Origin of the sequence: Microvirga mediterraneensis, from assembly GCF_013520865.1 — a bacterium.
Classification (GTDB): Bacteria; Pseudomonadota; Alphaproteobacteria; order Rhizobiales; family Beijerinckiaceae; genus Microvirga; species Microvirga mediterraneensis.
Window position 1 is genome coordinate 1,025,178 of record NZ_JACDXJ010000001.1, and the last position, 26,875, is coordinate 1,052,052.

Sequence of the window (26,875 nt, forward strand, 5' to 3'; positions counted from 1 at the left end):
GAGCGAATGTCATCATCCGGTATTCGCTTTGCCGTGATCGGCATCAACCACAACCACATCTTCGGTCAGGTCGATGCCCTTCTCGGCGCCGGGGCCACGTTCGTGTCGTTCTTCGCCCCGGAGGACGACCTCGCGGCGCCCTTCGCGGAGCGCTATCCGCAGGCGGAGCGTGTTCATGATGCCCGCCGCATCCTGGAAGACGACGGCATCGCCCTCGTGCTGAGCGCCGCGATCCCCAGGGATCGCGCGCGCATCGGCATCGAAGTGATGCGCCACGGCAAGGACTACATGGTCGACAAGCCGGGCATGGTAACGCTGGAGGAGCTGGCCGAAGTCCGCCGGGTCCAGCGTGAGACGGGGCGCATCTACTCGATCTTCTACTCCGAGCATTTCAACAGCCGCGTCACCAACAAGGCCGGCGAGCTGATCCGCGGCGGCGCGATCGGCAAGGTGGTGAACACGCTCGGCCTTGGTCCGCACCGGCTCAATGCGCCCATCCGCCCGTCCTGGTTCTTCGAGCGCGAGGCCTATGGGGGAATCCTGACCGACATCGCGTCCCATCAATGCGAGCAGTTCCTGTTCTATACGGGCGCGAAGGACGCCGAGGTCACCTACGCGATGGTGGCCAACCGTAACAATCCTCGGACGCCGGGCCTCCAGGATTTCGGCGAGATGACGCTCAGGTCGAACGACGCCACCGGCTATATCCGCGTGGACTGGTTCACTCCGGACGGCCTGCCGACCTGGGGCGACGGGCGCGTCATGGTCGTAGGGACCGACGGGTACATCGAGATGCGCAAGTACATCGACATCGCCGGGCGCGAGGGCAAGGATCACCTCTTCCTCGTGGACAAGACAGGCACGCGCCATCTCGACTGCTCCGGCGAGGATCTGCCTTACGGGCGTGATCTTCTCAACGACGTGCGGGACCGGACCGAGACCGCCATGGGCCAGGAGCACTGCTTCAAGGCCATGGAGCTGACCCTCAAGGCGCAGGCGCTGGCGGAAGCGACGCTGCCCGGGCAGGGGCCCCGCTGATGCTCGCGTTCGGCCTGCTCAAGGATGTGCGGTGCGGGATCGGCGAGAGCCCGGTCTGGGACGATCGCCGCGAGGTCCTGTTCTTCGTCGACATCAAGGCTCCGGCCATCCATTCCATCCGGCTCAACGGCTCGGAGCATCGCACCTGGACGATGCCCCGGGTCGTCGGCTCCATCGGACTCGGCGCCAGCGGCCGCCTGGTCGTGGCGCTCGAGCGCACCATCGCGGTCTTCGACCCGGATGCCGAGAGCCTCGACATTCTCGCGGAGCTCCCCGGCGAGCCCTCATGGCACCGGCTGAACGACGGCAAGGTCGGACCCGACGGCGCGTTCTGGGTCGGGTCGATGGACGACCGCCCACAGAAGGAGCCGCGCGGCTCCCTCTACCGGATCGATGGGCGAGGCCGGGTGACCCGCGTTCTCGAACATGTCTGCCTCGTGTCGAACGGGCTCGCCTGGTCGGCCGATGGCCGCACCATGTTCCACTCGGATTCCCGTGGCCCCTGGATCGATCGCTACGACTTCGAGTCCGCCTCGGGCCGCCTCGCGAACCGGACGCGCATCGCCACGCTCGACGAGACGAGGGGGCGGCCGGACGGCGGCGCCTGCGACGCAGAAGGGTTTTACTGGAGCTGCGGGGTATCGGCCGGGCGGCTGAACCGGTTCTCCCGCGAGGGAGAGATCGTGGAATCTCATCCGGTTCCCGTTCCCGCGCCCACCATGCCGTGCTTCTGCGGCGACGACCTCAAGACGCTCGTGATCACGTCCCTCAAGCCGGACGATCCCGACGCTCTGGCCGCCGCCCCGCAATCCGGAAGCCTGTTCATCGCGTCGTCTCCCGTGGCGGGCGCACGGATCGCCCGGTGGGCGGACGCCTGACGGGCCGGCCTGATCGATAAGCGCATGAATTCAGAGCAATCTGCCGGGATCGGGGCGTCACTGTTCGAATAATTCATCATATATCCTATAAATATCCTTTCGATCATCAGCATCGTGAACCAGCCATGACCTCGAACCGAATCCTGATCACCGGGGCCGCCGGCCGCCTTGGAACGATCCTCCGCCAATCCCTTGCCGGACGCTTCGCCTTGCTGCGGCTGTCCGACATTGTTCCCATGGAGGCGTCCGGAGAGGGCGAACAGGTCGTTCCCTGCGACCTTGCCGACGCGGCGGCCGTTCGGGATCTGTGCGAAGGCGTGGATGCCATCATCCATCTCGGCGGCATCCCTTATGAAACCGGATGGTCCGAGATGCTGCGGACCAACATTGCGGGTACCGTCAATCTCTATGAGGGCGCGCGGCACGCCGGCGTCGACCGTGTGATCTTCGCCAGCAGCAACCATGCCACCGGCATGTATCCGAGCGACCGGACCCTGTCCGGCGACAGTTCGCCCCGTCCCGATTCACGCTACGGCCTGACGAAGGCCTTCGGAGAGGATCTCGCGGCGCTCTACGCCTACAAGCACGGCATCCGCAGCCTCTGCCTGAGGATCGGGTCGTGCCTGCCGAAGCCTGACAACAGGCGCGCCTTGTCCACGTGGCTGTCCCATGACGATTTCGTCCGCTTGATCGAGGTGGGCCTGAGCGCCGATTACGTCCACGAGATCGTCTACGGCGTCTCCCGGAACACGCGCTCCTGGTGGGACAATTCCGCTGCGTATCGTCTCGGCTACGAGCCGCTGGACAACGCGGAGGTTTATGCGGCGGAGGTCGAGAGCATCGAGCTCAAGGCGGAGCTTGCCCGTCTCTATCAGGGCGGGAACTTCGTGCCGGAGGAGTTCACGAGCCGCAAGGAATGGCTGGGCTGAGACTGCGTCTGCCATCGACCAAGAAAAGCCGGAGCGCCGCGAGCGCCCCGGCTTTTGACATGCGATCGAGAATTACGCCCGCGCCGCGTAGCGCAGGATGTCGGCGCCTTTGTTCGCGAGGCTCCAGTTCTGATAGCGCGGATGATCCGGGCCGACCTGCAAGGTCTGCGGGCGCTCGGTCTCGATGGATTGATAGAACGCCGTCAGCAGCTCCAGCGAGCGGCGCGCATCGGCCAAGGTGATGGGAAGTTCGCCACCCGTAACGAGCGCCTCGTGATACGGGGCGAACAACCCTTCGAAGCGCGTCGGAACGAACTTCCATCCCTCGAAGGCCCGATCGATTTTCGCCTGCACCTCGGGCGATGCGGGGATGATCTTCCACGGATCGTCGCCAGGGGCATAGGGCTTCTGGCAGCTCTCGAACGTCACGTTCTCGAAACAGAAGCGCAGGCGGCTGATCTCGTCCTGGGAGCCTAGGGTCGCGGCCGTGGACGCCAGGGCGCCATTCTGCATCTCCAGGCTGCCGACGACGCAATCCTCCACCTCGATGTCGTTCACGCGGGTCGCCGCGCGGGCGAACACGGATTTGACCGGGCCCATGATGAAGGTGAGCAGGTCGTGCAGGTGGATCGCATGGGTGACGAGAACGCCGCCGAGTTCGGTTTCCCAACGCCCGCGCCAGGGATTGTCGTAGTACTTCGCGGTGCGCTTCCAGAACACTTCGACGGAAGCGAGATAAGGCTTCCCGGCGATGCCCTGGTCGATGAGGTGCTTGGCTTTCATGATGCCGTTGCCGTAGCGATACTGAAAGATCGGCAGCACCCGGCCTTTGGATTGCGTCTCGGCCGCGATCACCTTGTCCACGTCCGCCACGGACCCAACGAGCGGCTTCTCGCAGACCACGTTCTTGCCGGCGGCGAGCGCCGCCAGGATCTGTTCCAGATGGACCGCCGGAGGCGTGCAGACATCGACGATATCCACATCCTCCATCCGGAGAACGTCTGCGAAATCCTTGGTCCGCCGCTCGATGCTGAACTCGTCGCCGATGCTCGCCAGGCGCTCGTCGTTGAGGTCGCAGATGGCGACCACACGGAATTTGTCCGGATGAGCCGCATAGGAAACAATGTGAGTGCGGCCAATTCCGCAGCCGACGACCGCAACATTCTTGATCATAAGCGCATTTCTCCCTTCGCTCCGGACCGTGCAGGCTTCTCGGAGCTTGCCGATGCAAAACGGCTCCTGTGCATCATGGCAGATTGATCTGCGAACGAACGACAGTGGCTCATTGCGGCTGAGCTTCAGGAACCGTAATCTTCGCGATGCAACGTCACTCCGGCTTGCATGTCAAGATTTGTCGTGCAACATGATATGTGCTTAACTTGATCAAGCCGTAAAAATACATACGTTAGCGTAGCCGCATCAGGGTTCTGCAGGGCACCCTGAGAGGGCCGCAAACGCACAAAGTTTTGGAGGAAGCCCCGTGGCCTCAGTTGAGATCCGCAACATCCGCAAGAATTTCGGAACGGTACCGGTCATTCACGGCGTTTCCATCGACATCCAGGACGGGGAGTTCGTGATCCTCGTCGGGCCGTCGGGCTGCGGCAAGTCCACCCTGCTGCGGATGATCGCCGGACTGGAGAGCGTCTCCGGCGGCGAGCTGCGCATCGGCCCCAAGGTGGTCAACGACGTCCCGCCCAAAGAGCGCGACATCGCCATGGTGTTCCAGAATTATGCGCTCTACCCGCATATGACGGTCGCCGACAACATGGCCTTCTCGCTCAAGCTCAAGAAGGCGCCGAAAGCCGAGATCAAGTCCCGCGTCGACCGCGCCGCCGAGATCCTCGGGCTGGGCAAGCTCCTCGACCGCTACCCGCGCCAGCTCTCCGGCGGCCAGCGCCAGCGCGTGGCCATGGGCCGGGCCATCGTGCGCGACCCGCAGGTCTTCCTCTTCGACGAGCCGCTCTCCAACCTCGACGCCAAGCTGCGCGTGGCCATGCGCACCGAGATCAAGGCCCTGCACCAGCGCCTGAAGACCACCACCATCTACGTCACGCACGACCAGATCGAGGCCATGACCATGGCCGACAAGATCGTGGTGATGCACGACGGCGTGGTCGAGCAGGTCGGCGCGCCGCTCGAGCTCTACGACCGCCCGGCCAACCTGTTCGTGGCCGGCTTCATCGGCTCGCCGGCGATGAACTTCCTCAAAGGGCACCTGCAGGGCGGGCACTTCGTGACCGCGAGCGGCACCACCCTTCCGGTGGCGAACGCGCCGGCGGCTTCGGACGGCCAGCCGATCATCTACGGCATCCGGCCGGAGCATTTCATCCTGGACGATTCGAACGGGATGCCGGCGGAGGTGGCCGTCGTGGAGCCGACCGGCTCGGAGACGCAGGTGTTCGCCAAGTTCGGCGGCTCGGACGTGGTCGGGGTGTTCCGCGAGCGCGTCAACGCGCAGCCCGGCCAGCAGATCCGCGTCACGCCCGACCCCAGGCTCGTTCATCTCTTCGACGAGCAGACCGGCAAGCGTCTCTGAACGGCAAGCCATGTGAGGGCGGCCCGCAAGATGCGAGGCCGCCTTTTTCGTGAGACCGGCAATGCGGTCATGGCCGGGGTGCCGCGGCTGCCGTGGCTCGTCCGGCCGTTTCGTTCTATGCCCCGGCACGGTGAATTCCGCAGAAGGGGAGGCGGTCATAGACATCCTGGTGATCGGCGCGGGAGTCGTGGGGCTTGCCGTCGCGCGCGCGCTCGGCCTCCGCGGCCATAGCGTGATCGTGGCGGAAGCGACCGGCGGCATCGGCAACGGCGTGTCCTCGCGCAACAGCGAGGTAATCCACGCCGGCATGTATTATCCCTCCGGCTCCCTGCGGGCGCGTCATTGCGTCGAGGGGCGGCGGATGCTCTACGCCTTCTGCGAGAGCCACGGGGTGCCGCACGCGAAATGCGGCAAGCTGATCGTCGCCACCAACGATCTCGAACAGGCCAAGATCGAGGGCATCTACGAGCAGGGGCTGGCGAACGGCGTCGAGGGGCTCGCCTTCCTGACGGGTGAGGAGGCGCGCGCCCTCGAACCGAACCTCGCCTGCACGGGCGCCGTGCTGTCGCGGGAAACGGGGATCGTCGACAGCCACGCCCTCATGCTCGCCCTGCAGGGCGATCTCGAGAATGCGGGCGGCGTCATCGCCTTTCACGCTCCGGTGAAACGCATCGCGCGGAACGGAACCGGATGGGACGTGCATGTCGGCGGGGCAGAGCCCGCCGAACTCACCGTCGATGCGGTGATCAACGCGGCGGGGCTCGGCGCACAGGCGCTCGCCCGCGCGACGGAAGGCTATCCCGAGGAGCGCGCCCCGCCGCTGGTGCTGGCGAAGGGCAATTCCTTCGGCTGCCTCGGCAGGCCCGCCTTCTCGCGCCTGATCTATCCGGCTCCCGTCGACGGCGGGCTGGGCACGCATGTGACGCTCGACCTTGCCAGCCGCATGCGCTTCGGCCCCGACGTGGAATGGGTCGCGCGGGAGGAATACGAGGTCGATCCGCGCCGGGCCGAGAGCTTCTACGCCTCCATCCGCCGCTACTGGCCGGGCCTCCCCGACGGCGCTCTCGTGCCCGATTATTCCGGCATCCGCCCCAAGCTCACGGGCGCCGGCGAGAAGGCCGCCGATTTCATGATCGACGGCCCGGCCGAGCACGGCCTGCCGGGCCTCGTGCATCTCTTCGGCATCGAGAGCCCGGGCCTGACCTCGTGCCTGTCGATCGCCGAGGACGTGGCCGCGAGGCTCACCCCCTGAAGAACAGCAGCGTCACGAGCAGGAAGGTCGGGATGAGGATCGCGCCCGACCAGAGCAGGTAGCCGAAGAAGCTCGGCATCTTCACGCCGCCTTCGCGGGCGATCGCGTAGACCATGAAGTTGGGCGCGTTGCCGATATAGGAGTTGGCGCCCATGAACACGGCGCCGGCCGAGATGGCGCTCAGCGTCAGCGCGCCCGCGGTCATCAGCTTCTGCGGGTCGCCGCCGGCGAGCTCGAAGAACACCAGGTAGGTCGGCGCATTGTCGAGGAACGAGGACAGGCCGCCCGTGAGCCAGAAATAGGCCGCGTTGTTGGCGCTGCCGTCCGGATTGGTCACGAGGGCGACCAGGGGCGCGAAGGCGCCGTCCGCGCCGGCCTTCAGCATGGCGAGCACCGGGATGATCGCGATGAAGATGCCGGCGAACAGCTTGGCCACCTCCTTGATCGGCCCCCAGGAGAAGCCGTTCTCGATGCGGTTGGCCTTCGGGGTCGTCTTGAGGGAGATGATCGTGACCACGATCATGATGAGGTCGCGCAGGGCATTGGCGAGCTCGATCTGAGCGCCGAGCAGGGTCACGCGGCCGAGATCGACGGTGGCGCTCATGAGGATGGCCGCGATGATGACGAAGATCAGCAGGAAGTTCATGCCGCCCGTGACGCGCACCGGATTGTCGGGCGTCGGGTCGGGGCGGACGCGGCCTTCCTTCTTGTAGATCGCCAGATCGATCACGAAGAAGAGGGCGAGGAGGAGAAGGCTCGCGAACAGCGTTTCCGGAAACAGGTGCGTGGTGGTCCAGAAGAATTCCACGCCGCGCAGGAAGCCGAGGAAGAGCGGCGGATCGCCGAGCGGCGAGAGCGAGCCGCCGATATTCGACACCAGGAAGATGAAGAACACGATCACATGGACGTTGTGCATCCGGTCGTCGTTGGCGCGCATGATCGGCCGGATCATCACCATGGAGGCGCCGGTCGTGCCGATGAAGCTCGCGAGCACCGTGCCGATGGCGAGCAGAATCGTGTTGGTGCCCGGCGCGCCATGGATGTTGCCGCGCACGAGGATGCCGCCCGCCACCGTGAACAGGGCCAGCAGCAGCAGGATGAACGGGATGTATTCCAGGAATGCCGTGTGGGCGAGGGCATGGATCGCCGTCACCGGGCCGAAGGCGAACGCCATCGGGGCCAGCACCAGCAGGCCCCAGGCGGCTGCGATCTTGCCCTGGTGATGCTCCCAGAAATGGGGGGCCAGCAGGGGGAACAGGGCGATGGAGAGCAGGATCCCCGCGAAGGGCAGGGCCCAGGCGAAGCCGAGGCTCGCCCCGTCGAATTCCGCCGCGAAGGCTGCCTGGGGCAGGAGGATCAGCGCGGCGGCCGGCGCCAGGCTCGAGAGGCGAAGCATGTTGTCGGGTTCCCCATGCCGGCCTGGCCGGCTTTTTATCGAATGATTGCGAATGCTTTTATGGGAATCGCCATGGTGCCGCAACGGCCCGCGCACCGAAGGGTGCGCTCGTCCAGGACCGAGCATCGGACAGATCCCGAAGGGGCAACTCCACGTTCGGGTCAGATGCTTTGCCCGTTAACCGGCTATTCACCATAAGTCAAAGATAGTACAACATCATTACAGGCCTCGCTGGGGTAAGGGGTTGCCGTCAAACCATGTGCCGCTTTCTCGCCTATAAGGGAGAACCCATCTTCCTCGACGAACTCGTCTGCGCCCCGGCCCATTCGCTGGTTCACCAATCGCTGCATGCGGTCGAGGCCAAGACGGAGACGAACGGGGACGGGTTCGGCATCGGCTGGTACGGGGAGAGGAGCGAGCCGGGCATCTACCGGGAGGTCCGCCCGGCCTGGTCCGACGAGAACCTGAGAAGCCTGTGCGAGCAGGTGCGGTCAAAGCTCTTCTTCGCCCATGTGCGCGCCTCCACGGGCACCTCGACCACGCGGGCCAATTGCCATCCCTTCGCCCATGGCCGTTATCTCTTCATGCATAACGGCCAGATCGGCGGCTATGGACGCATCAAGCGGCGGCTGGAAGGCCTGATCCCGGACGAACTTTACGACCGCCGCCTGGGCACCACGGATTCGGAGGCGATCTTCCTTCTCGCTCTCGCCAACGGGCTGCCCGAGGAGCCCGTGACCGCCATGGCGCGAACCCTCAAGCAGGTGCGCGGCCTCATGGATGATGCCGGCATCGACGAGGCTCTGCGCTTCACCGCCGCCTTCACCGACGGCGAGAATCTGTGGGCCTATCGCTGGGCCTGCGATGCCAAGCCTCCGACCCTCTACTTCCGCGAGGTCGACGGCAACCTGCTCGTGGTTTCCGAGCCCATCGACGACAAGACCCGGGGCTGGCGCGAGGTGCCGAAGGGCTGCAGCATCGTCGCCCGCTCCGGCAGCGTCACGGTCGAGTGCCTGAACCAAGCCATGGGGTGCCTGGCTGCCTAAAGCATCGGACGCAAAAGTGGGAACCGGTTTTCCTCAGTTCAGGCTGTCTCCCGGCCGCGCGATCAGGGACATCAGGGCGCCTTTCAGCGCTTCCATCTGAAGCTCCGTCTCGGTCCGGGATGATCCGTCATCCGGGCTGGCGAGGGACCTGAGCCGGGCATTCTCCGTGGCGAGCCGGTCGTTCTCGGCCATGAGGATCGCGATCTTCTCCTCGGCGATCCGAAGGCGGGCCTGGATCTCGTTCCGCTCCTGCTCGCGCAACTGCGCGCGGTCGCGCCAGAGACGGATCGCAACGCCCTCGGTGTCGTCGTTCATGGTCTGCTCCTGATTGCCCGTTAAATTCGAGAGGCAGCGTGGAGGAATTGAGGCATGACACCATCAGTCCTGCCGATCCTTAAAAAGCATTTAAGCATCCAGTTCGGGATAGTGCCGGAAGATGCCCTCCTGGTTGAACGGGATGCGGCGTAGGCTGCCGAGATAGGCTTCGATCCGCGGGCGCCTCGCCACCGCGGCATGGAGAGCGGCCACGCGCGGGGTGTCCTTCAAGGCGCGCCGCGCGGCCCTGGGGAAGGCGTAAGCCAGCCCCTCCACGACCTGGAACAGGGAGAGGTCCACATAGGTCAGCGAGCGGCCCACGAGATGCCCGTCGCCTGCGGGGTTGCGGGCGAGGATCGTCTCGAACCAGTTCAGGAATTTCGGGATCCGGCTGTCGCGGAATTCCCGGGCGCGCCGGAGCGCCTCGCTCATCTGGTCCTCGTAAGTGAGGCCGACGCCGACGGGATGATGCGTATCGTGAGCCTCGGCGACGACATCAGCGATGGTGAGCTGGATCTGGTGCGTCCAGAGTCCTCCGGCCGGATCCTTGGGAGCAAGGCCATGCCGCGCCCCGAGATAGAGCAGGATGGCCGCGCTCTGCCCGATGATCGTCTCGCCATCCTTGAGAAAGGGCGGCGCGAAGGGCGGGCGCTCCGCGTCGTCTATCATCCGCATCATCGCCGCGAGGCCCTCCGGTTCCCGGGCCACGTCGACATATGCGGCCCCGGCCTCTTCCAGCGCCAGCCTGACGAATTCCCCGCGCCCCTGGATGCTCGGCCAATAATAGAGTTCATAGGACATGGTGATCTTCCCGTATGGCTCTGACACCAAGGACGATGGGCCCCGAAGGGTTCCGCCCGACGCGCCGCGCCTGACCGGATCGTCCGATCGCATGGCGGAGCACCGCCGGGATGCAAAAAGGGCGCCCCGCGAAGCAGGACGCCCTGGGAAGCCGGGCCCGGCCCGAAGAGGCCGGGGAGCTCGGTTTAGATGACGAAGAAGTCCTTGTAGGTCATCTTCAGGTTCTTGGAGAGTGTGGCGATCTTGACCTGCGCCGCGGCGCCGTTGCCGTCCGCGTCGTAGTACAGGATGCCCTTCTTGTTGTCGTAGATGATCCGGTCGTCCGCGTCGTGCGCCTTCGCACCCTTGTAGAAGTGCTTGCCCGCCATCTGCTTGGGCTTCGTGAGCGTCCCGGAAGGCGTGACCTTGAAGTACTTGTTCTCCAGGTAGATCGAATCGTCCGCGACGTTGAAGTCCGAGATCCTGTCGACGTTGTTCGACTTGTGCGGCTTCTTGTCGAACACGAAGATGTCGCGCCCGGTGCCGCCCATGAGGATGTCGTTGCCATCGCCGCCGTGAATGCGGTCGTTGCCCGCGCCGCCGTTCAGGATGTCGTTGCCAGCATTACCGTAGAGGATGTTGGCCCCGTCGTTTCCGGTGAACACGTTGTTGCCGTCGTTGCCCGTCAGCGTGATGTCGATGGCGCCGATGCCCGTGATGTTCTCGATGGTGCCGAGGCGCGCGATGTCGTAGCTCACGGCGAGATAGACGGTGTCGACACCGGCTCCGTCGACGATCTGGTCGTTGACGTCGTCGATGTAATAGACGTCGTTGCCCGCGCCGCCGACCATCACGTCGGCTCCTGCGCCGCCATTGATCACGTCGTCGCCGTCGCCGCCATCGAGCCTGTCGTTGCCGTCGCCGCCGCTGAGGTTGTCGTTGCCCGCGCCGCCGGCCAAGGCATCGGCTCCGGCTCCCCCATCCAGCACGTCGTTGCCGTTGCCGCCATCGAGGTTGTCGTCGCCGCTTGCGCCGCGCAGGGTGTCGTTGCCGCCGCCGCCGATGAGCTGGTTGTTCGCCTCATTGCCGACGATGAGGTTGTCGCTCTCGTTTCCGGTGAGGTTGATGGCATTGGTACCCGTGGCGAACAGGTTCTCGAGATGAGCGGCCAGCGTGTAGGTGGCGTCGCTGTAGACCGTGTCGGTCCCGCCGCCCGCCGTCTCGACAAGCGTCGTGCCGGCCTTGACGAAATACACGTCGTCGCCCGCGCCGCCCTGCAGCGTGCTCGCGCCGTTGCCGCCCGTGAGCGTGTCGGCGAAATTCGAGCCGATGACCCTCTCGAAGTTCGTGTAGGTGTCGCCCGCCGCAATGCCGGCCGTTCCGACGCCCGCCGTGAGATCGACCGCCACGCCGCTGCCTGCCGCCTGGAAGGTCAGGGTATCGATGCCGTTGCCGCCATCAAGGGTGTCGTCGGCATATTCGGATGGAGCGTAGATGTCATCGCCGCTGGTACCTGTTACTGAGATATTGGCGGTTCGTGCATCGACAATGGTCGTAGAAAGATTGTCGCCGTTCCCAGCGCTGCTTGTGGGATCATACCAAGAGATTGAAAGACGACCGTCCGCCATTTCCGAGATTGTCGGAGTCCTCTGTGACATGAAGGAGTCTAGAGTATTCCGACCATTGACTTTGAGCGGTTGACCCACATTGCCGCTGGCATCGATGACCGTGATGTAGACATCTCCGAGGTCTCCAGCAGCAGGATCTGCCGCGATGTACGCAAGGGCGATACCACCCGTCTTCAATGCGACAGCTGAGGCGCAATCGAAATCCGAATTAGGCTTTGCATTCGCAATCAGGATGGGCCCGCCCACATTATCGCCCCCAGAATTAATCTTCTGAGCCGTGATTGTGGTGCCGTTGTCGTTGATCACATAGAACTCACCAGTCGGGGCGTGCGTCGCGGGATCGCGCAACGCCACAACGTCCATTGCTACCACTGATGCGAGGTTGGCAAGATTGCTAACCGTGGTGCCGTTCACGACATAAAGATCGGAGCCATTATTGGATTGATAGGCAACAATGTACTTTGCTCCACCAAGCCAAGTCACATCGAGCCCTGTCGATGCGCCCGCTATCGCGACAGGTACCGGATTGCCAACGGGATCGCCAGAGGAGTTGAACTCTCTGAAAACAACGTTTCCATTGTCGATATAAGCCGTGCCCCAGCCGCCGGTAGCATTCGAAGCCATTTGCGCTCCGCTTTTACCGGTTCCATTAGCAACCGTGACAGTTGCTGTCGGAGAGCCTCCGTTCGGGTCGTACGTTCTGCTATAAAGAGAAACGTTGCTGACCCCGCCCTCTGACCAAGTAACCGCAAAGCGTCCTTCCGAACCAATTGCTTCAACAGTTGCAAACCTCGGAGTTTCACTGGAAGCTGCGGCGACGACCTGGGGCTCTGCCCACATCGCATCTCCGTTGCCGTTGTAAAGCTGAAAGGCAAATTTCGTCCCGCCTTCCAACCACATGACGACATAGCTGCCATTGGGTAGGGCAGTGATGGAAGGCAGCGTCGGTGAAACGCCAGGCAAAGTCCGAACGACGTCTTCAGTACCCCAGATCTTGAGAGTCATTTGTGTATCCTCCTGAAAGGCGAATGCGCCAGATGATGAGAGATGGTGTGCACCGCCGAGCCTGGACTCGTCGGTGGCTACAGGCGTGGAGAACCCGGCCTTGGCCGGACTCGATGAAAGCAGAGTGAGCTTTGCCCTGTCGTGTCTTCGTTCAGACGCCGCTCTCTCGACCCGCAGCCGTTCAGGCTGCCGATTCATCGGAGCGATTTACGTAACGCTATATTGGCGGAGATTCGGCCTCACAACTCTCCGTTCAGAGAGGTGCGACCGAAAGAAGGGGCGATCTCCGGTGCCGAAGCCCGCCCAGATGTCTGCCAAGTGCTTGTCGCTGCATCAGGAAAGTCGCTGCCGACGGCGATGGACAGAGTCTCCGAGACCGAGCTTGGCTGTGTGCTGACGCACATCTTCATGCCTCCCTCCTGAACCCTCTCCGGCCTCATCCTGAGGAGGTCGCAGAGCGACCGTCGCGAAGGAGGGGCTGGAGGCGCCCTGATCCTTCGAGACGCCGCTGCGCTGCTCCTCAGGAGGAGGGCGCAGGGGGAAAGGCGATGTTGTGTTCTCACTTTGTTCTTGACAGGGCGGATAACCTTGGCTATATCGTTGCCCTAGATCTGCTCTGACGAGGGGCGCGCTCGCGAGGCGTCGCAAGAGTGAGAGCAGGCACGGTCCCGCCGCAGGCCTCGCACGCCTGTGGTCGCGGGAGGTCGACCTTGGGGGCTCCCCAGCTGGTCCACCTGAAAAGAACCGTGCGTGACGAGCAGTTCGGCTCTTCCATCAACACACACGAGCGAGCCGGGCTGCCCGACGCGCCACCCTCGAACCCGAAAGGCTCGCAGCGCAAGCTGCGGGCCCCAAGGGGCTGGCTCTTTGACACAAGCATCGGCTCCACCCGCGTCATGACCGGCCCCGGACTTGATCCGGGGATCAGTCCCGGCCACCGACGTCCTGGGAACCGCACCGCTGCCAAGGCGTGGGCTTGCCCCGACCGTCATCCCGGGGCCGCGCAGCGGAACCCGGGACCCAGATCCGCCTGCGCGGGGATAACAGCGTGGTGTTTACGACGTCAGATCCTGGCCAGATTCGAAAGGGCTTCTCCCTCAAGGCGCAGATGCCTGTGATGAAGGTCGCGCATTCCGATCCGTTCGTAGAAGGAGAGGGCGGGCCTTCCCTCCTCGACGAAGAGTTCGATCCGGATCCACCCGCGCTCCAGGGCGATCCGGGCGACCCCGGCCATCAATGTCCGCGCCGCTCCGGAGCGGCGCTCCTCCGGCAGAACGTAGAGGGCATGGACGATGCCCATGGGCTTGCCGCGCCAGCCGGCATAGCCGCGAAAGAACGAGACGAAGCCGATCGGCTGGTCATCGCGCTCGGCGATCAGGGCCTCGAAGAGCGGGTCGGAGCCGAAGCCGTTGATCTTGATATCCTCCACCGAAACCCAGGGCGGCTGTCCCGGCAGATGATCCTCGATCAGGCCCGCCGTGAATCGGAAGATCGTCTCCGCATCGCCGGCCACGGCCTTGCGCACGATGAGCGAGGAAGCCTGCATGTCAGGCATCCCGCGTGCTCATCCCGCTCAATGCGCCTCATCCCAGTTCTGCGCCGCGCGGGCTTCGACCGCGAGCGGGACCTTGAGGGTCACGGCCGGGAAGGGGGCTTCCGTCATGACGCGGGAGATCACCGGCAGCGAGGCGTCGACCTCGTCGTCGGGGACCTCGAACACCAGTTCGTCGTGCACCTGCAGCAGCATGCGGGCGGAGAGGCGCTCGGCCTTCAGCGCGTCCTCCATGCGCACCATGGCGCGGCGGATGATGTCGGCGGCGGTGCCCTGGATCGGCGCGTTGATCGCCTGGCGCTCCACGCCCGCGCGCTCGGAAGGATTGCCCGACTTGATCTGCGGGTAATGGCACACGCGCCCGAACAGCGTGGTCACGTAGCCCTTGTCCTTACAGAAGCGCTTCGTCTCGTCGATATAGGTGCGGATGCCGGGGAAGCGCTCGAAATACTGCTTGATGAACGCGGAGGCTTCCTGGTTCGCGATGCCGAGGCGCGTCGCGAGGCCGAAGGCCGAGATGCCGTAGATGATGCCGAAATTGATGGTCTTCGCCTGACGGCGCAGGTCGCCGGTCATCTGGTCGAGCGGCACGCCGAACATGGCCGAGGCCGTCGCCGCGTGAATGTCGATTCCTTGCGCGAAGGCTTCCTGCAATTGCGGAATGTCGGCGATATGCGCGAGCAGCCGCAGCTCGATCTGGCTGTAATCGGCCGAGATGATCTTGTGGCCTTCCTGGGCCACGAAGGCCTTGCGGATCTTGCGCCCGGCTTCCGTACGGATCGGGATGTTCTGCAGGTTCGGATCGGACGACGACAGGCGTCCCGTCGTGGTGGCGGCGAGCGAGAACGAGGTGTGCACCCGCTTGGTCTCGGGATGCATGTGCTCCTGCAGCGTATCCGTGTAGGTGGATTTCAGCTTGGAGAGCTGGCGCCATTCGAGGATCTTCGCGGGCAGCTCGTGGCCGGCCTGCGCCAGCTCGTCCAGGAGCGTCGCGGGCGTGGCCCATTGTCCGGACGGTGTCTTCTTCGCGCCGGGCAGGCCCATCTTGCCGAAGAGGATGTCGCCGATCTGCTTGGGCGAGCCGAGGGCGAACTTCTCGCCCGCCATCTCGTGGATCTCGTCCTCGAGCCGCGCGAGCGTCTGGGCGAAATCGCCCGACAGGCGGCTGAGGATCTGCCGGTCGACCATGATGCCGCGCATCTCCATGCGGGCGAGCGTGTCGACCATGGGGCGCTCCAGCGTCTCGTACACCGTGGCGCGGTGCTCGGCGGCGAGGCGCGGCTTCAAAAGCTGCCACAGGCGCAAGGTGACGTCCGCGTCCTCCGCCGCATAGGCGGTGGCCTTGGAGATCTCCACCTTGTCGAAGGTCACCTTGTTCCGGCCCGTGCCCGCCACCTCGGAGAAGGTGATGGGCGAGTGGCCGAGATGGCGGCGCGAGAGCTCATCCATGCCGTGCGAGCCCTTGCCCGCATCGAGCACGTAGGAGATCAGCATCGTGTCGTCGAAGGGCTGCACCTCGATGCCGTGGCGCTTCAGCACGACCCAGTCGTATTTCAGGTTCTGGCCGATCTTGAGGACGGACGGATCCTCCAGAAGCGGCCGCAGGGCGTCGAGCGCTTCGGTGATCGGGATCTGGCCCTTCACGAGACCGCCGCCGAAGAGATCGGATTCATCGCGGTGCTGGAGGGGCACGTAGCAGGCCTTGCCCGCTTCCAGCGCGAGCGAGAAGCCGACGAGATCGGCCCGGGTCGCGTCGAGGTCGCTCGTTTCCGTATCGACGGCGACGAAGCCCTGCTCGCGCCCCTGCGCGACCCATTCCTTCAGCCGTTCCAGGCTCGTGACGGTCTCGTAGGCCGTTACGTCGAAGGGCAGGGACGATGCTTCCGTTGCGCGTTTGGCTGCAAGCTGCGAGGGCGTGCCGATGCCGTCGACGGGCTTGCGCGGGGTCGCGGTCTCCGGCAGGTCGAGACCCGCGAAGGGATCGACCTCACCCGCAGCGGCATCGGCCTTGCCGAAGAACGGCACGGCGTCGTCGGTCGGCGCCGTCACGCCGGTTCCCTGGCCGTTGCGCTCCCAGCGGATCGCCTCGCCGCCGGGCATGAGGCGCGGGTCGGGCCCGATGGCGGCCGGGTCCGCCTCGTAGAGCTCGGCCACGCGCCGGGTGAGCGTGTTGAACTCCATGGCCTTCAGGAAGCCGATCAGCGTCTTCGGATCGGGCTCCGGCAGGCGCAGGTCGTCGAGGGGCACCGGGACCGGGGCCTCGCAGTCGAGCGTCACGAGCTTCTTGGACAGGCGCGCCGATTCCGCATTGTTGATGAGCGTCTCGCGGCGCTTGGGCTGCTTGATCTCGGGGGCGCGCTCCAGCAGGGTTTCGAGGTCGCCGTATTCCTTGATCAGCTGGGCGGCAGTCTTCAAGCCGATGCCCGGCACGCCCGGAACGTTGTCCGAGGTGTCGCCCATGAGGGCGAGCACGTCGCCGATCTTCTCCGGCGGAATGCCCTCCCACTTCTCGATGACGGCGGCCTCGTCCAGGTTGCGCTCGGGCCGGTAGCCCGGCTTGCCCTTGGAGCCCGATTCAAAATCGTAGAAGCACACCTTCGGGCCCACGAGCTGCATCAGGTCCTTGTCGGACGAGATGATGAGCACGTCCGCCCCGCGCGCTTTTGCCTGCTGGGTATAGGTGGCGATCAGGTCGTCGGCCTCGTAGCGCTGCAGCTCCACCGGTTCGAGCCCGAAGGCCCGGATCGCTTCGCGCATGATCGGCATCTGGACCTTCAGGTCCTCCGGCGCGTCCGGCCGGTGACCCTTGTAATCCTCGTAGAGCTCCTTGCGGAACGAGCCCTCGGACTTGTCGAGCACGATGGCGAGATGCGTCGGCTTCAGGCCCGCGGCCCCGTCGCGCATGAACTGCAGGAGCTTGGACACGAAGAGCCGCACGGCTCCCGTGGGCATCCCGTCCGACGAGCGGGCATTGTACTTCTGGTCCTGGTTCATGGACTGGAAGTAGGCCCGGAAGATGAAGGAGGAGCCGTCGACGAGGAAGACGTGGTCGCCGGCTTGGACGGGACGGGAGGAAGCCATGGGTCTCTTTTGGTGAGAAATCGACCCGTAACAGATAGTGTTTTTGAGGCCCGATGGCTACGCCCGTGGCGGGGTTATGCAGCCTTGAGGCGGGCGAGGTCCAGGTCGAGTTCGCGCAGGGCCTGGATCACCACCCCTTCCGTCAGCAGGTCCATGGAGGATTCCACCACATGGATGGCGGCGAGCGCCCGCAATTCGGGAATGGTCTGCGATTCGAGCGCGGCCTCGAAGGAGGGGCGCAGCAGGTCCATGGCCCGCGTGCCGGGGCCGCAGAGGACGATGTGGTCGGGCTCGAGCGTCTGGATCAGAATGCCGACCGCATCGCCCAGGACTTCGCCCGCCGCCTGGAAGAGATTGAGCAGGGCGGGATCGCCCGCCCGGGCCTGCTCGACGATGGATCCCATCGCGTCCTCGCCCGGCAGCAGCAGGGTCGGGGCGGGGCGGTGGTCGATGAGCTGGGCGTCCCGGTGCAGGGCGTAGTCGGCCAGATAGGCCTCGATGCAGCCGCGGCCGCCGCAGCGGCATTGCGGGCCGCCGCGGCGCAGGCGCACATGGCCGAACTCGCTGCCGCCGAAACGGGCGCCGCGATAGAGCTCTCCCTGGATGAGGAAGCCGAGACCCACGCCGTCGCCGATCATCAGGCAGGCGGTGCGCCCGGAGCGCAGCTCCGCGTTCCGCTGCGTGATGGCGAAGGCCATGGCGCTGGCGTCGTTCTCCATGAGGACGGGCTTGCCGAGCCTTTCGCCAAGCCCTGAGGCCAGCGGCAGGTCGCGGGTGCCGAGCACCGGGCTCCAGGCGACGATGCCGTCCCGCGTGTCCACATAGCCCTGGCAGGCGAGGCCGATGGCCTTCACGTCGTGGGCGCCGGTCTCCTGAGCAAAGGCCGTGATCGTGTCCGCCAGAACGTCCATCAGCTCCTCCGCCCCGAGATTGCGCAAGGGACGTTCGATATGGCGGCTGGCCCGGTTGTGCCCGGCGCTGTCCACGAGCCGCAGCTCGATGCGGTTGAAGCCGGTCCAGACGCCGATCACGGCGCCGAGGGTTTCGGCGAAGTAAAGGCGGGTCTTGGGCCGTCCGCGAATCAGCCCGGAAGCCTGATCGGCCGTCTCTTCCGCGACCAGGATCCCCTCGTCGAGGAGGCTCGCCGTCAGTTCGGACACGGAGGCCGGGCTCATGCCGAGATGCTGGCCGATCTCCACCCTGGCCATGGGACCTTCCCGGCGCAGAGCATCGAGCAGGCGCCGCCGGGCCGATTCTCGTGGGGAAAGAGGGATTAGGGTTATCGCGGTCATTTGTTCGATCTACGAATAAAACTATTCCAGTGTGATTGGATATCAGACGAAAAGATAAGCTCGATGGTGCTTGAAGGCGGTCATGGCTGAGATAATTATTTCTCCGCTCGAACTATAAAGCATGGCAGAGCGAGCCTTACCGTCGATCCGGCTGGATCGACAGCCTGCCATGAGCCACGGACCTGCAAGGGAACGCAAGGTCCAGGAGGAAGCCGATGCTATCGAAGAAACACGCCCTGATCAGCCTTGCCGCCCTGGCTCTGTCCGCCACCGCCGCCTTCGCCCAGAAGGGCCCGGTCATCGGCGTCAGCTGGTCGAATTTCCAGGAGGAGCGCTGGAAGACCGACGAAGCCGCCATCAAGGCCGCCGTCGAGAAGGCCGGCGGCACCTATGTGTCGGCGGATGCGCAATCCTCGCCCGCCAAGCAGCTCACCGATATCGAGAGCCTCATCTCCCGCGGCGCCAAGGCGCTGATCGTGCTTGCCCAGGATTCGGACGCGGTGCGCCCGGCCGTCGAGAAGGCCATCGCGGAAGGCATCGCGGTCGTCGGCTATGACCGCCTGATCGAAATCCCGCAGGCCTTCTATCTCACCTTCGACAACGTCGAGGTCGGCCGCCTCCAGGCCCGCGAGGTCCTCAAGGTGAAGCCCGAGGGCAACTATGCCTTCATCAAGGGCTCGGGTTCCGATCCGAACGCCAACTTCCTGTTCCAGGGCTCGATGGAAGTGCTGAAGCCCGCCATCGATGCCGGCAAGATCAAGAACGTGGGCGAGGCCTACACGGATGGCTGGCTCCCGGCCAACGCGCAGCGGAACATGGAGCAGTTCCTCACCAAGAACAACAACAAGATCGACGCGGTGATCGCCGCCAACGACGGCACCGCCGGCGGCGCCATCGCGGCTCTCGCGGCGCAGGGCCTGGCCGGTTCAGTGCCGGTTTCCGGTCAAGACGCCGACAAGGCGGCTCTCAACCGCGTCGCGCTCGGCACGCAGACCGTTACGGTCTTCAAGGACGCGCGTGAACTCGGCCGCAACGCGGCGGAAATCGCCGTGCAGCTCGCAGGCGGCAAGAAGCTCGGCGAGATCCAGGGCGCGAAGCCGTGGAACCTCGGCCCGAAGAAGCAGAACATGACCGCTCTCTTCCTCACCCCGGTGGCGATCACGAAGGACAATCTCGACGTGGTCATCAAGGCCGGCTGGGCGTCCAAGGAGGTCGTCTGCCAGGGTGTGAAGGCCGGCACCGTGAAGGCCTGCGACTGATCGAAACTTGCTCCGTATCATCCCCGGCGAGCCTTCAGGCGAGGGAAAGGGATCCATAGCGCAAAGCGTGCGAATGGATCCCCTTCCCCTCCGCTGACGCTCCAGCCGGGGATGACATTTTTCATGAGACTTTTCATTCGTCTTTCAGCGTGACGTCATGACCGCACCCATTGCCACGACAGCCCCGCCGCCGCCGAGCACCGCGTCCGGGTCGCTCCTCTCGAAACTCGAAATCGACGTTCGCATGCTCGGCATGCTGGCGGCGCTCGCCGTGATCTGGATCGGGTTCGACATTCTCTCCGGCGGCGTGTTCCTGACGCCCCGCAACCTCTGGAACCTCTCGGTCCAGACGGCCTCCGTGGCCGTCATGGCGACCGGCATGGTGCTGGTCATCGTCACGCGCAACATCGACCTGTCGGTCGGGGCGATCCTCGGCGTCGTCGGCATGATCATCGGCGTCGCGCAGGTGCAGTGGCTGCCGGCCTATCTCGGCCTCGAGCATTGGCTGACGGCGCCGCTTGCCGTGCTGATCGCGCTCGTGGCCGGCGGCCTCATCGGCCTGTTCCAGGGCTGGCTCATCGCCTATCTCGGCATTCCCTCCTTCATCGTCACCCTGGGCGGCCTGCTCGTGTGGCGCGGCGCGGCCTGGTGGGTCACGACGGGCCAGACCGTCGCGCCGATGGATTCGCGCTTCAAGGCCTTCGGCGGCGGCGTGGAAGGGGCGCTCGGCGCCACGACCACCTGGATCATCGCGGCGATTGCCTGCGGGCTCATCATCGTGGGCCTGGGCCTGACGCGCCGCCGCCGCCTGCGCTTCGGCTTCCCGGTCCGTCCCGGCTGGGCCGACGCGGTGATCGCCATCGTCGCCTGCGGGGCCGTTCTCGCGACGGCTGCGGTCTTCAACGCCTATCCCATGCCGATGGGATCGGCCCGGGCCTGGGCCGAGGCTCGCGGCATCGCCTGGCCCGAGGGCGGGCTGTTCATCTCGCAGGGCGTCGCCCTGCCGGTGCTGATCGCCGTCCTGGTCGGGTTGGTGATGACCTTCATCGCCACGCGCCGGCGCTTCGGCCGCTACGTCTTCGCCATCGGGGGCAATCCGGAGGCGGCCGAGCTGTCGGGCATCAACACCCGCTGGACACTCATGAAGGTGTTCGGCCTCATGGGTCTGCTCTGCGGCATCTCCGCCTGCATCTCGACCGCGCGCCTGAACGCGGCCACGAACGCGGCCGGAACGCTCGACGAGCTGTACGTGATCGCGTCCGCGGTGATCGGCGGCACGTCGCTCGCCGGCGGCATCGGGACGATCGCGGGCGCCATGCTCGGCGCCCTCGTCATGCAATCGCTGCAATCGGGCATGGTGCTGCTGGGCGTCGACACGCCGCTGCAGAACATCGTCGTCGGCGCCGTGCTCGTGCTGGCAGTCTGGGTCGACAGCCTCTATCGCCGTCGCATCAAGTAGGGAGGCGCATCATGCACACCAATGGAACGACGCCTCTCGTCGAGATGCGCAACATCTCCATCGCGTTCGGCGGCATCAAGGCCGTGGACGGCGTGTCCGTCGATCTTCGCCCGGGCGAGGTGGTGGGCCTGCTCGGCCACAACGGCGCCGGCAAGTCGACACTGATCAAGATCCTGTCCGGCGCCTACAGGCCGGACTCGGGCGAGATCTACGTCAACGGCGAACAGGCCGACATCGCGACACCCCGCGACGCCAAGCGCTACGGCATCGAGACGATCTACCAGACGCTCGCGCTCGCCGACAACATCGACGCGGCGGGCAACATCTTCCTTGGCCGCGAGGTTCTCACACCCTACGGCACCCTCGACGACGCGACGATGGAGGCCGAGACCCGCAAGGTCATGGCGCGCCTCAACCCGCATTTCCGCCGCTTCAAGGAACCGGTGAAGGCGCTCTCCGGCGGCCAGCGCCAGTCCGTGGCGATCGCGCGCGCAATCTACTTCAATGCGCGGGTGCTGATCATGGACGAGCCGACGGCCGCGCTCGGCCCGGCCGAGACGCAGCAGGTCGCCGACCTCGTGCTGCAGCTGAAGAAGGAGGGCATCGGCATCTTCCTCATCAGCCATGACATCCACGACGTCTTCGGCCTCGCCGACCGGGTGAGCGTGATGAAGAACGGCAGGCTCGTGGGCTCGGCTAACGTGCAGGACGTCACGCAGGACGAGGTCCTCGGCATGATCATCCTGGGCAAATGCCCGCCCGGCGCAACGCCGGGACCGGGCGCGAGCTGATCACGTCATCCCGGACGAAGCATAGCGAAGATCCGGGATCGGTTGCAGAATGAGGCCCGATTCTGTTCTGTCGTCCTGGATTCTGCGGCGCAGCTCCGGGATGATGGAACGCCATTTCAATCAAGTGAGAAATCATGACCCAAACGACTTACGGCTCCCTGAAGGGAAAAACCGTTCTCATTACCGGCGGCGCCAGCGGCATCGGCGAGAGCATCGCGCGCTCGTTCCACGCGCAGGGCAGCAAGGTCGCCATTCTCGACTACAATGCCGAGGCCGGTCAGTCCCTGGCGAAGGAGCTCGGCGAGCGCGTGCATTTCGAGCACAGCGACGTGCGCGACATCCCGGCCTTCCAGGCGGCGATCCGCCGCGCGAGCGAGGCGCTGGGGCCCATCACGATCCTCGTCAACAACGCCGCGCGCGACGACCGCCACACCATCGATCAGGTGACGCCGGAATATTGGCGCGAGCGCTTCGCCACCAATCTCGACCACCAGTTCTTCGCAGCCCAGGCCGTGCTGCCCGACATGGAGAAGGCCGGTGGCGGCTCGATCATCAACATGGGCTCGACGAGCTACATGGTGAGCGACGATTCCTTCGCCGCCTACAAGACGGCGAAATCCGCCGCAATCGGCCTCACCCGCGCCCTCGCGCGCGAGCTCGGCCCGAAGAACATCCGCGTGAACTGCCTGGTGCCCGGCTGGATCATGACCCAGCGCCAGATCGATCTGTGGCTCACGCCGGAAGGCGAGAAGGAGCTGCTCAAGCGTCAATGCGTGAAGCGCAAGCTCGTGCCGCAGGACATCGCGAACTTCGCCCTGTTCCTCGGCGCGGACGATTCCAGCGCCATGTCGGCGCAGACCTATCTCGTGGACGGCGGCTGGGTTTAATCCAAAGCCTTGAGAGACGTCGCCGGACGCAGCCGATAAGGAATGCTCTCCGTCATGGCCGGGCCTGTCCCGGCCATCCCGATCGGAGGAGCGCGGCGCCGTTCAAATCGAGATCACCGGCACAAGGCCGGTGATGACGTGGTGGGTGCCATGACCAATCACGCTTACTGTCATGACGCCCGACCTCAAGCCCTCGAGCCGGCGCCGACCGGCGCGGTTTCGAGTCCGGCCGCTTCCTCTTTCTCCGCGACCGTCTTCATCGTGTCCCGCCGGATGACGATGCACAGGATCACCAGCGGAATGGCGATGGTGGCCGTGCCGGTGAAGAGGGTCGGATAGCCGAAGTTCTCCACCACGGCCCCCGAAGCTCCGCCGATGAGCTTGCCCGGCAGGGCATAGAGCGAGCTGAGAAGCGCGTATTGCGTCGCGGCGAAGCCGGGTGAGGTCAGGCCCGACATATAGGCGACGAGGGCCGCACCCGCGAAGCCTCCGGCGAAATTGTCGACGCTGATGGAGAGCGTGAGGCCCCAGAGCGTTGCGTGTCCGGAGGCGAGCCAGGAGAACATCAGGTTCGATCCGGCCGCGATGACGGCGCCGATGAGCAGGGTCCACCACAGGCCGATGCGGGTGAGCGCCAGTCCGCCGGCGAAGGCGCCGATGATGCCGATCCAGACCCCGTAGAGCTTCGACACGTTGGCGATGTCGGCCTTGCTGAAGCCGAGGTCGATGTAGAGGGGATTGGCCATGATGCCCGACGCATAATCGGGAATCCTGTAACAGGCGATGAGCGCCAGGATGGGGATCAGCATCGGGCCCTTGCGCCGGAAGAGGTCGACCAGCGGCTCGACGATGGCCTTGGCGATGGGCAGGCGTTCCCGGGCCGGTCCTTCGTCGATGCGGGGCGCGAGCAGGGTGCCGATCAGGCCGACAACCATGAGCCCGGCCATGGCGAGGTAAGCGCTGCGCCAATTCGCGAACTCGGCAATATACAGCGCGCCGGCGCCGGCCGTGATGAGGGCGAGCCGATAGCCCAGCAGCAGGGCCGCCGCCATCATGCCCTGGCGCTCGGTCGCGGCGGCATCGATGCGCCAGCCGTCGATGACCACATCCTGGCTCGCCGAGGCGAAGGCGACGAGAACGGCGAAGAGGATCGTGAAGGGAAGGCCCGATTGCGGATCGGTCGATGCCATGCCGATCAGCCCGGCCGCGACCCCGAGCTGCGTCAGGACCATCCACCCGCGCCGTCGCCCGAGAAGGCGGGAGAGAACAGGAACGTCGTAACGATCGACGACGGGAGCCCAGAGGAATTTGAGGGAATAGGCCAGGGCGACCCAGCTCATCATGCCGATGACGGTCAGCGAGATCCCCGCTTCCCGGAGCCATGTCGACAGGGTGCTGAAGACGAGCAGGAAGGGCAGCCCCGAGGAGAAGCCGAGGGGCAGCATGAGCGCGACGCGTCCGTCGGTCAGGACGTCGCGCAGGGACAGACGGCGTTTGGCTGAGGCGGTGATGGGAACCCCCGAACATGGTTGCCGCAGGCCCGCCCCGGAATGGGCGAGCGAGCGGTTCTTCCGCTATCGTCCCGCAGAGGCGTTAACGATCTCTCACGGAAGCGGCGGCCGTGACGGTCGGCTTGGCCTCGGCGACGGACTGCTCCACCATGGCCTGAAGGGCGCCAGCCATGCAACCGGCCAGGTGATCGTAGCCCTTGTCGCCCATGTGGAAGCCGTCCGCGGAGAGCATGGAGCGCAGCTCCTCGGGGGAGCGGCTGTTCCATTCCTTCATGAGGGCATAGCGCGAGAACACGCCGACCTTGCGCTCGAGGCCGGTCACGCTGACGGCGTTCACGAACCGCTCGTAACGGGCGAGGTCCTTGATCGAGGGAAAGTATTGCTGGTCGAGGAGAACCATCTCGGTCCCGGCCTGCCGGACGGCCGAGATGCCCCGGTCGAGCAGGGCCCGGAACGATTCCTCGTCGACGCCCTTGATGGCATCGTTCGTGCCGACCTGCCAGATCACGAGGTCGTACCTGTCGGCCTTGAGGGCGGCCTCCAGGCGCTCGATGGTCTGGATGACGGTTTCGCCGCCCTTGCCGGAATTCACCACCGTGACCGGCTCCTTCCAGAGCGCCGCGAGGTCGTCCTCGAGCTGGGCCGGATAGGTATAGTCGGGCGAGGAAGCGCCGATGCCCTCGGTCGAGGAGGAGCCGATGGCCAGGATGCGGATGGGCTGGTGCCGGGACAGCTTGCCGGCCAGGGCCGGGATGGCGCTCTGCCCCTTCAGCCGGGCGGCGACGCCGGAGCACATGGGGGCGTTCTCGGCTCCGGCCGGAGCGCCTGCCCCCAGGAATGCGAGACTTAGGAGAACCGCCCCTGAGAGGCGGGCAATCCGAGATCCTTTGCCATTCCCTTCGGAGGAGCGGCCACGTTGAGCTTGTTCCATTCGAGATATCGCGCCAGCGCAAGAAGACCAATGATGCCGATGATGGTGAATACCATCCCGATCATGTGCGGACTAGCGGAGGATTTCACGGCGGCCAGCGTCATGGTGACCTGTCCCAGGGCGCTCAGGAGCGACCCGGCGGCGAAGATCATGAGCGCATTGCGGCCCAGTCGCTTCAGGTCGGGGCCGACGAAGGTGCGCTTGAGGACATCGCCCACGGGGAACTGGGTGAGGACATAGGCGAGGGCGAGAAAATGCACGATCCGGCCGAGCCCCAGGTCGTGCTTCGTCAGGTCGAAGAGCGCCTGGGCCGTCTCGGGCAGATGCGGGAAAAGCCCGAAGCCCGCCGTCGTGAACAGCAGCGACAGGGCCACGACGAAGAAGGACGCGAGCATCAGGGGGCGGCTGTAGAAGCTCTGCCGCCGGAACATAAGGATCCCTGTCACGATCCCCATGGTGAACAGGACCTGCCAGGCGAAGGGATTGAAGAACCAGGTTCCCGGCTCCGGCCAGCTCCGCAGGGTGAGAAGCTCCAGGCGGGCGAGGCCGTAAATGCCGGCTGATACCGCGAGGGCCAGGCCGAGATGGATTCGCGCCAGGACCAGCGCCACCGGAGCCCATAGCATGAGCATGATGTAGAGCGGCAGGATGTTGAAATAGCCGAGCTGGTGGCCGAGCAGGAGGATCCCGGTCACGCCCTTCGCCGTGTCGCCGAAGACCATGCTGCGGCCATGCTCTTCGATGAGGCCGATCTCCTCGCTCAGCTCATAGCCGATGGAGAAGAGCGCGATGGCGCCGGCCGTGAGGAGGAGATGCATGCGATAGAGTTCGAAGGCCCGCCTCAGGCATCGCTTCACGACGCCGACGATGTCGCCCTGCGGGATTTTCGGATAATAGACGAGTGCGACGGACAGGCCGGAGATGAAGATGAACGCCTCGGTCGAGTCGGAAAATCCGAAATTTCGCGGCGTGACATGCTCGATGAGATTGCCGGGAATGTGATTGACGAAGATGATCACGAGGACAAGCCCGCGCCAGAAATCGATCGTCGTGTTGCGTCCCAAGACCTTCATCGACCCACTCTTGAACTTGTCCCCGATGGCAACGCCAACAAGGCAAAGGGGTTGCCCAGGAGCAAACGCGCCTGTGCAGGAACCCCGCGAATCTTCTTGAATGGATGAGTTCTAGCACAAAAGCTTGACGGGTCGAGATGCGGCGTCATCACACCTGTATGATCGGGCCCGGATCCCGGGATCAGGTCCAGTGATGTGATCACGTGAGGATCTAGGGATGTCTCCACGAAAGTGGA

General features: G+C 65.1%; 21 protein-coding genes. 10 read left to right on the top strand and 11 right to left on the bottom strand.

The genetic code is table 11. The annotated features are described in order from the left end of the window. The first annotated feature begins 6 nt into the window (after nucleotides 1–6). The 3 genes from H0S73_RS04840 to H0S73_RS04850 all read left to right on the top strand — a co-directional run bounded on the left by H0S73_RS04840 (nucleotide 7) and on the right by H0S73_RS04850 (nucleotide 2,845). On the top strand, nucleotides 7–1,038 hold the full coding sequence (locus tag H0S73_RS04840) for a Gfo/Idh/MocA family protein (protein ID WP_181051099.1): 1,032 nt from the start codon (nucleotides 7–9) through the stop codon (nucleotides 1,036–1,038). Next, entirely contained in the window at nucleotides 1,038–1,916 is an 879-nt protein-coding gene (locus H0S73_RS04845; RefSeq protein ID WP_181051100.1) for an SMP-30/gluconolactonase/LRE family protein, read from the top strand. Before H0S73_RS04840 ends, H0S73_RS04845 begins: the two co-directional genes overlap by 1 nt. A gap of 125 nt (nucleotides 1,917–2,041) precedes the next feature. Further along, nucleotides 2,042–2,845, top strand: a complete 804-nt coding sequence (locus tag H0S73_RS04850; RefSeq protein WP_181051101.1) for an NAD-dependent epimerase/dehydratase family protein — start codon at nucleotides 2,042–2,044, stop codon at nucleotides 2,843–2,845. A 72-nt stretch (nucleotides 2,846–2,917) separates the two neighbouring features. Here H0S73_RS04850 and H0S73_RS04855 read toward each other — a convergent pair whose 3' ends face one another. After that, nucleotides 2,918–4,018, bottom strand: a complete 1,101-nt coding sequence (locus H0S73_RS04855) for a Gfo/Idh/MocA family protein (protein WP_181051102.1) — start codon at nucleotides 4,016–4,018, stop codon at nucleotides 2,918–2,920. Between the two features lie 307 nt (nucleotides 4,019–4,325). On the opposite strand from H0S73_RS04855, the gene H0S73_RS04860 reads away from it, so the two are divergent. Together H0S73_RS04860 and H0S73_RS04865 are read left to right on the top strand one after the other, a co-directional pair. After that, nucleotides 4,326–5,381 carry a sn-glycerol-3-phosphate ABC transporter ATP-binding protein UgpC gene (locus H0S73_RS04860; RefSeq protein WP_181051103.1) on the top strand — a complete coding sequence of 352 codons (1,056 nt, stop codon included), beginning with the start codon at nucleotides 4,326–4,328 and terminating at the stop codon, nucleotides 5,379–5,381. A gap of 157 nt (nucleotides 5,382–5,538) precedes the next feature. After that, nucleotides 5,539–6,633: an FAD-dependent oxidoreductase gene (locus tag H0S73_RS04865; RefSeq protein WP_181054241.1), complete on the top strand. Its 1,095-nt coding sequence runs from the start codon at nucleotides 5,539–5,541 to the stop codon at nucleotides 6,631–6,633. On the opposite strand, the gene H0S73_RS04870 is transcribed toward H0S73_RS04865, so the two are convergent. Then, a complete protein-coding gene (locus H0S73_RS04870; RefSeq protein ID WP_181051104.1) occupies nucleotides 6,623–8,029 on the bottom strand; it encodes a sodium:proton antiporter in 1,407 nt (468 codons plus the stop codon). The genes H0S73_RS04865 and H0S73_RS04870 overlap by 11 nt on opposite strands. A gap of 257 nt (nucleotides 8,030–8,286) precedes the next feature. On the opposite strand from H0S73_RS04870, the gene H0S73_RS04875 reads away from it, so the two are divergent. Beyond that, nucleotides 8,287–9,075: a class II glutamine amidotransferase gene (locus tag H0S73_RS04875; protein WP_181051105.1), complete on the top strand. Its 789-nt coding sequence runs from the start codon at nucleotides 8,287–8,289 to the stop codon at nucleotides 9,073–9,075. A gap of 33 nt (nucleotides 9,076–9,108) precedes the next feature. On the opposite strand, the gene H0S73_RS04880 is transcribed toward H0S73_RS04875, so the two are convergent. The 6 genes from H0S73_RS04880 to H0S73_RS04905 form a co-directional block, all read right to left on the bottom strand. Then, complete coding sequence (locus H0S73_RS04880; protein ID WP_181051106.1) at nucleotides 9,109–9,390, bottom strand: hypothetical protein; 282 nt, start codon at nucleotides 9,388–9,390, stop codon at nucleotides 9,109–9,111. Nucleotides 9,391–9,480: 90 nt separating this feature from the next. After that, nucleotides 9,481–10,191 (bottom strand): glutathione S-transferase, encoded by a 711-nt coding sequence (locus H0S73_RS04885; RefSeq protein WP_181051107.1) that lies wholly within the window; start codon nucleotides 10,189–10,191, stop codon nucleotides 9,481–9,483. Nucleotides 10,192–10,376: 185 nt separating this feature from the next. Further along, nucleotides 10,377–12,803 carry a calcium-binding protein gene (locus H0S73_RS04890; RefSeq protein ID WP_181051108.1) on the bottom strand — a complete coding sequence of 809 codons (2,427 nt, stop codon included), beginning with the start codon at nucleotides 12,801–12,803 and terminating at the stop codon, nucleotides 10,377–10,379. 1,063 nt (nucleotides 12,804–13,866) lie between these two features. Continuing rightward, nucleotides 13,867–14,349, bottom strand: a complete 483-nt coding sequence (locus tag H0S73_RS04895; protein WP_181051109.1) for a GNAT family N-acetyltransferase — start codon at nucleotides 14,347–14,349, stop codon at nucleotides 13,867–13,869. Between the two features lie 27 nt (nucleotides 14,350–14,376). After that, nucleotides 14,377–17,436 carry a DNA polymerase I gene (gene polA / locus H0S73_RS04900; protein WP_181051110.1) on the bottom strand — a complete coding sequence of 1,020 codons (3,060 nt, stop codon included), beginning with the start codon at nucleotides 17,434–17,436 and terminating at the stop codon, nucleotides 14,377–14,379. 74 nt (nucleotides 17,437–17,510) lie between these two features. Next, entirely contained in the window at nucleotides 17,511–18,728 is a 1,218-nt protein-coding gene (locus H0S73_RS04905) for an ROK family protein (RefSeq protein ID WP_343058232.1), read from the bottom strand. Between the two features lie 215 nt (nucleotides 18,729–18,943). Between H0S73_RS04905 and xylF the strand changes: the two genes are divergently transcribed. From xylF to H0S73_RS04925, 4 genes are all read left to right on the top strand, one after another. Beyond that, nucleotides 18,944–19,987 carry a D-xylose ABC transporter substrate-binding protein gene (gene xylF / locus H0S73_RS04910; protein WP_181051112.1) on the top strand — a complete coding sequence of 348 codons (1,044 nt, stop codon included), beginning with the start codon at nucleotides 18,944–18,946 and terminating at the stop codon, nucleotides 19,985–19,987. Between the two features lie 157 nt (nucleotides 19,988–20,144). After that, complete coding sequence (locus H0S73_RS04915) at nucleotides 20,145–21,446, top strand: sugar ABC transporter permease (protein ID WP_181051113.1); 1,302 nt, start codon at nucleotides 20,145–20,147, stop codon at nucleotides 21,444–21,446. 11 nt (nucleotides 21,447–21,457) lie between these two features. Further along, nucleotides 21,458–22,237, top strand: coding sequence for an ATP-binding cassette domain-containing protein (locus tag H0S73_RS04920; RefSeq protein ID WP_181051114.1), 780 nt, complete (start codon nucleotides 21,458–21,460; stop codon nucleotides 22,235–22,237). A gap of 134 nt (nucleotides 22,238–22,371) precedes the next feature. Then, entirely contained in the window at nucleotides 22,372–23,124 is a 753-nt protein-coding gene (locus H0S73_RS04925) for an SDR family NAD(P)-dependent oxidoreductase (protein ID WP_181051115.1), read from the top strand. A gap of 185 nt (nucleotides 23,125–23,309) precedes the next feature. On the opposite strand, the gene H0S73_RS04930 is transcribed toward H0S73_RS04925, so the two are convergent. The 3 genes from H0S73_RS04930 to H0S73_RS04940 are packed head-to-tail and all read right to left on the bottom strand — an operon-like array spanning nucleotide 23,310 to nucleotide 26,639. Then, nucleotides 23,310–24,662, bottom strand: coding sequence for an AmpG family muropeptide MFS transporter (locus tag H0S73_RS04930; RefSeq protein WP_425488213.1), 1,353 nt, complete (start codon nucleotides 24,660–24,662; stop codon nucleotides 23,310–23,312). A gap of 55 nt (nucleotides 24,663–24,717) precedes the next feature. After that, nucleotides 24,718–25,431 (bottom strand): SGNH/GDSL hydrolase family protein, encoded by a 714-nt coding sequence (locus H0S73_RS04935; RefSeq protein WP_181051117.1) that lies wholly within the window; start codon nucleotides 25,429–25,431, stop codon nucleotides 24,718–24,720. A 50-nt stretch (nucleotides 25,432–25,481) separates the two neighbouring features. Then, complete coding sequence (locus H0S73_RS04940; protein WP_181051118.1) at nucleotides 25,482–26,639, bottom strand: OpgC family protein; 1,158 nt, start codon at nucleotides 26,637–26,639, stop codon at nucleotides 25,482–25,484. Nucleotides 26,640–26,875 lie beyond the last annotated feature (236 nt).

Excerpts from the sequence above, each read along its gene's own strand:
- H0S73_RS04885 (WP_181051107.1), bottom strand. The coding sequence starts at position 10,191 with ATGTCCTATGAACTCTATTATTGGCCGAGCATCCAGGGGCGCGGGGAA.
- H0S73_RS04905 (WP_343058232.1), bottom strand. The coding sequence starts at position 18,728 with ATGACCGCGATAACCCTAATCCCTCTTTCCCCACGAGAATCGGCCCGG.
- H0S73_RS04850 (WP_181051101.1), top strand. The coding sequence starts at position 2,042 with ATGACCTCGAACCGAATCCTGATCACCGGGGCCGCCGGCCGCCTTGGA.
- H0S73_RS04925 (WP_181051115.1), top strand. The coding sequence starts at position 22,372 with ATGACCCAAACGACTTACGGCTCCCTGAAGGGAAAAACCGTTCTCATT.
- xylF (WP_181051112.1), top strand. The coding sequence starts at position 18,944 with ATGCTATCGAAGAAACACGCCCTGATCAGCCTTGCCGCCCTGGCTCTG.
- H0S73_RS04915 (WP_181051113.1), top strand. The coding sequence starts at position 20,145 with ATGACCGCACCCATTGCCACGACAGCCCCGCCGCCGCCGAGCACCGCG.
- H0S73_RS04935 (WP_181051117.1), bottom strand. The coding sequence starts at position 25,431 with ATGTGCTCCGGCGTCGCCGCCCGGCTGAAGGGGCAGAGCGCCATCCCG.
- H0S73_RS04840 (WP_181051099.1), top strand. The coding sequence starts at position 7 with ATGTCATCATCCGGTATTCGCTTTGCCGTGATCGGCATCAACCACAAC.
- H0S73_RS04855 (WP_181051102.1), bottom strand. The coding sequence starts at position 4,018 with ATGATCAAGAATGTTGCGGTCGTCGGCTGCGGAATTGGCCGCACTCAC.
- H0S73_RS04890 (WP_181051108.1), bottom strand. The coding sequence starts at position 12,803 with ATGACTCTCAAGATCTGGGGTACTGAAGACGTCGTTCGGACTTTGCCT.
- H0S73_RS04895 (WP_181051109.1), bottom strand. The coding sequence starts at position 14,349 with ATGCAGGCTTCCTCGCTCATCGTGCGCAAGGCCGTGGCCGGCGATGCG.
- H0S73_RS04880 (WP_181051106.1), bottom strand. The coding sequence starts at position 9,390 with ATGAACGACGACACCGAGGGCGTTGCGATCCGTCTCTGGCGCGACCGC.
- polA (WP_181051110.1), bottom strand. The coding sequence starts at position 17,436 with ATGGCTTCCTCCCGTCCCGTCCAAGCCGGCGACCACGTCTTCCTCGTC.
- H0S73_RS04875 (WP_181051105.1), top strand. The coding sequence starts at position 8,287 with ATGTGCCGCTTTCTCGCCTATAAGGGAGAACCCATCTTCCTCGACGAA.
- H0S73_RS04920 (WP_181051114.1), top strand. The coding sequence starts at position 21,458 with ATGCACACCAATGGAACGACGCCTCTCGTCGAGATGCGCAACATCTCC.
- H0S73_RS04870 (WP_181051104.1), bottom strand. The coding sequence starts at position 8,029 with ATGCTTCGCCTCTCGAGCCTGGCGCCGGCCGCCGCGCTGATCCTCCTG.
- H0S73_RS04845 (WP_181051100.1), top strand. The coding sequence starts at position 1,038 with ATGCTCGCGTTCGGCCTGCTCAAGGATGTGCGGTGCGGGATCGGCGAG.
- H0S73_RS04940 (WP_181051118.1), bottom strand. The coding sequence starts at position 26,639 with ATGAAGGTCTTGGGACGCAACACGACGATCGATTTCTGGCGCGGGCTT.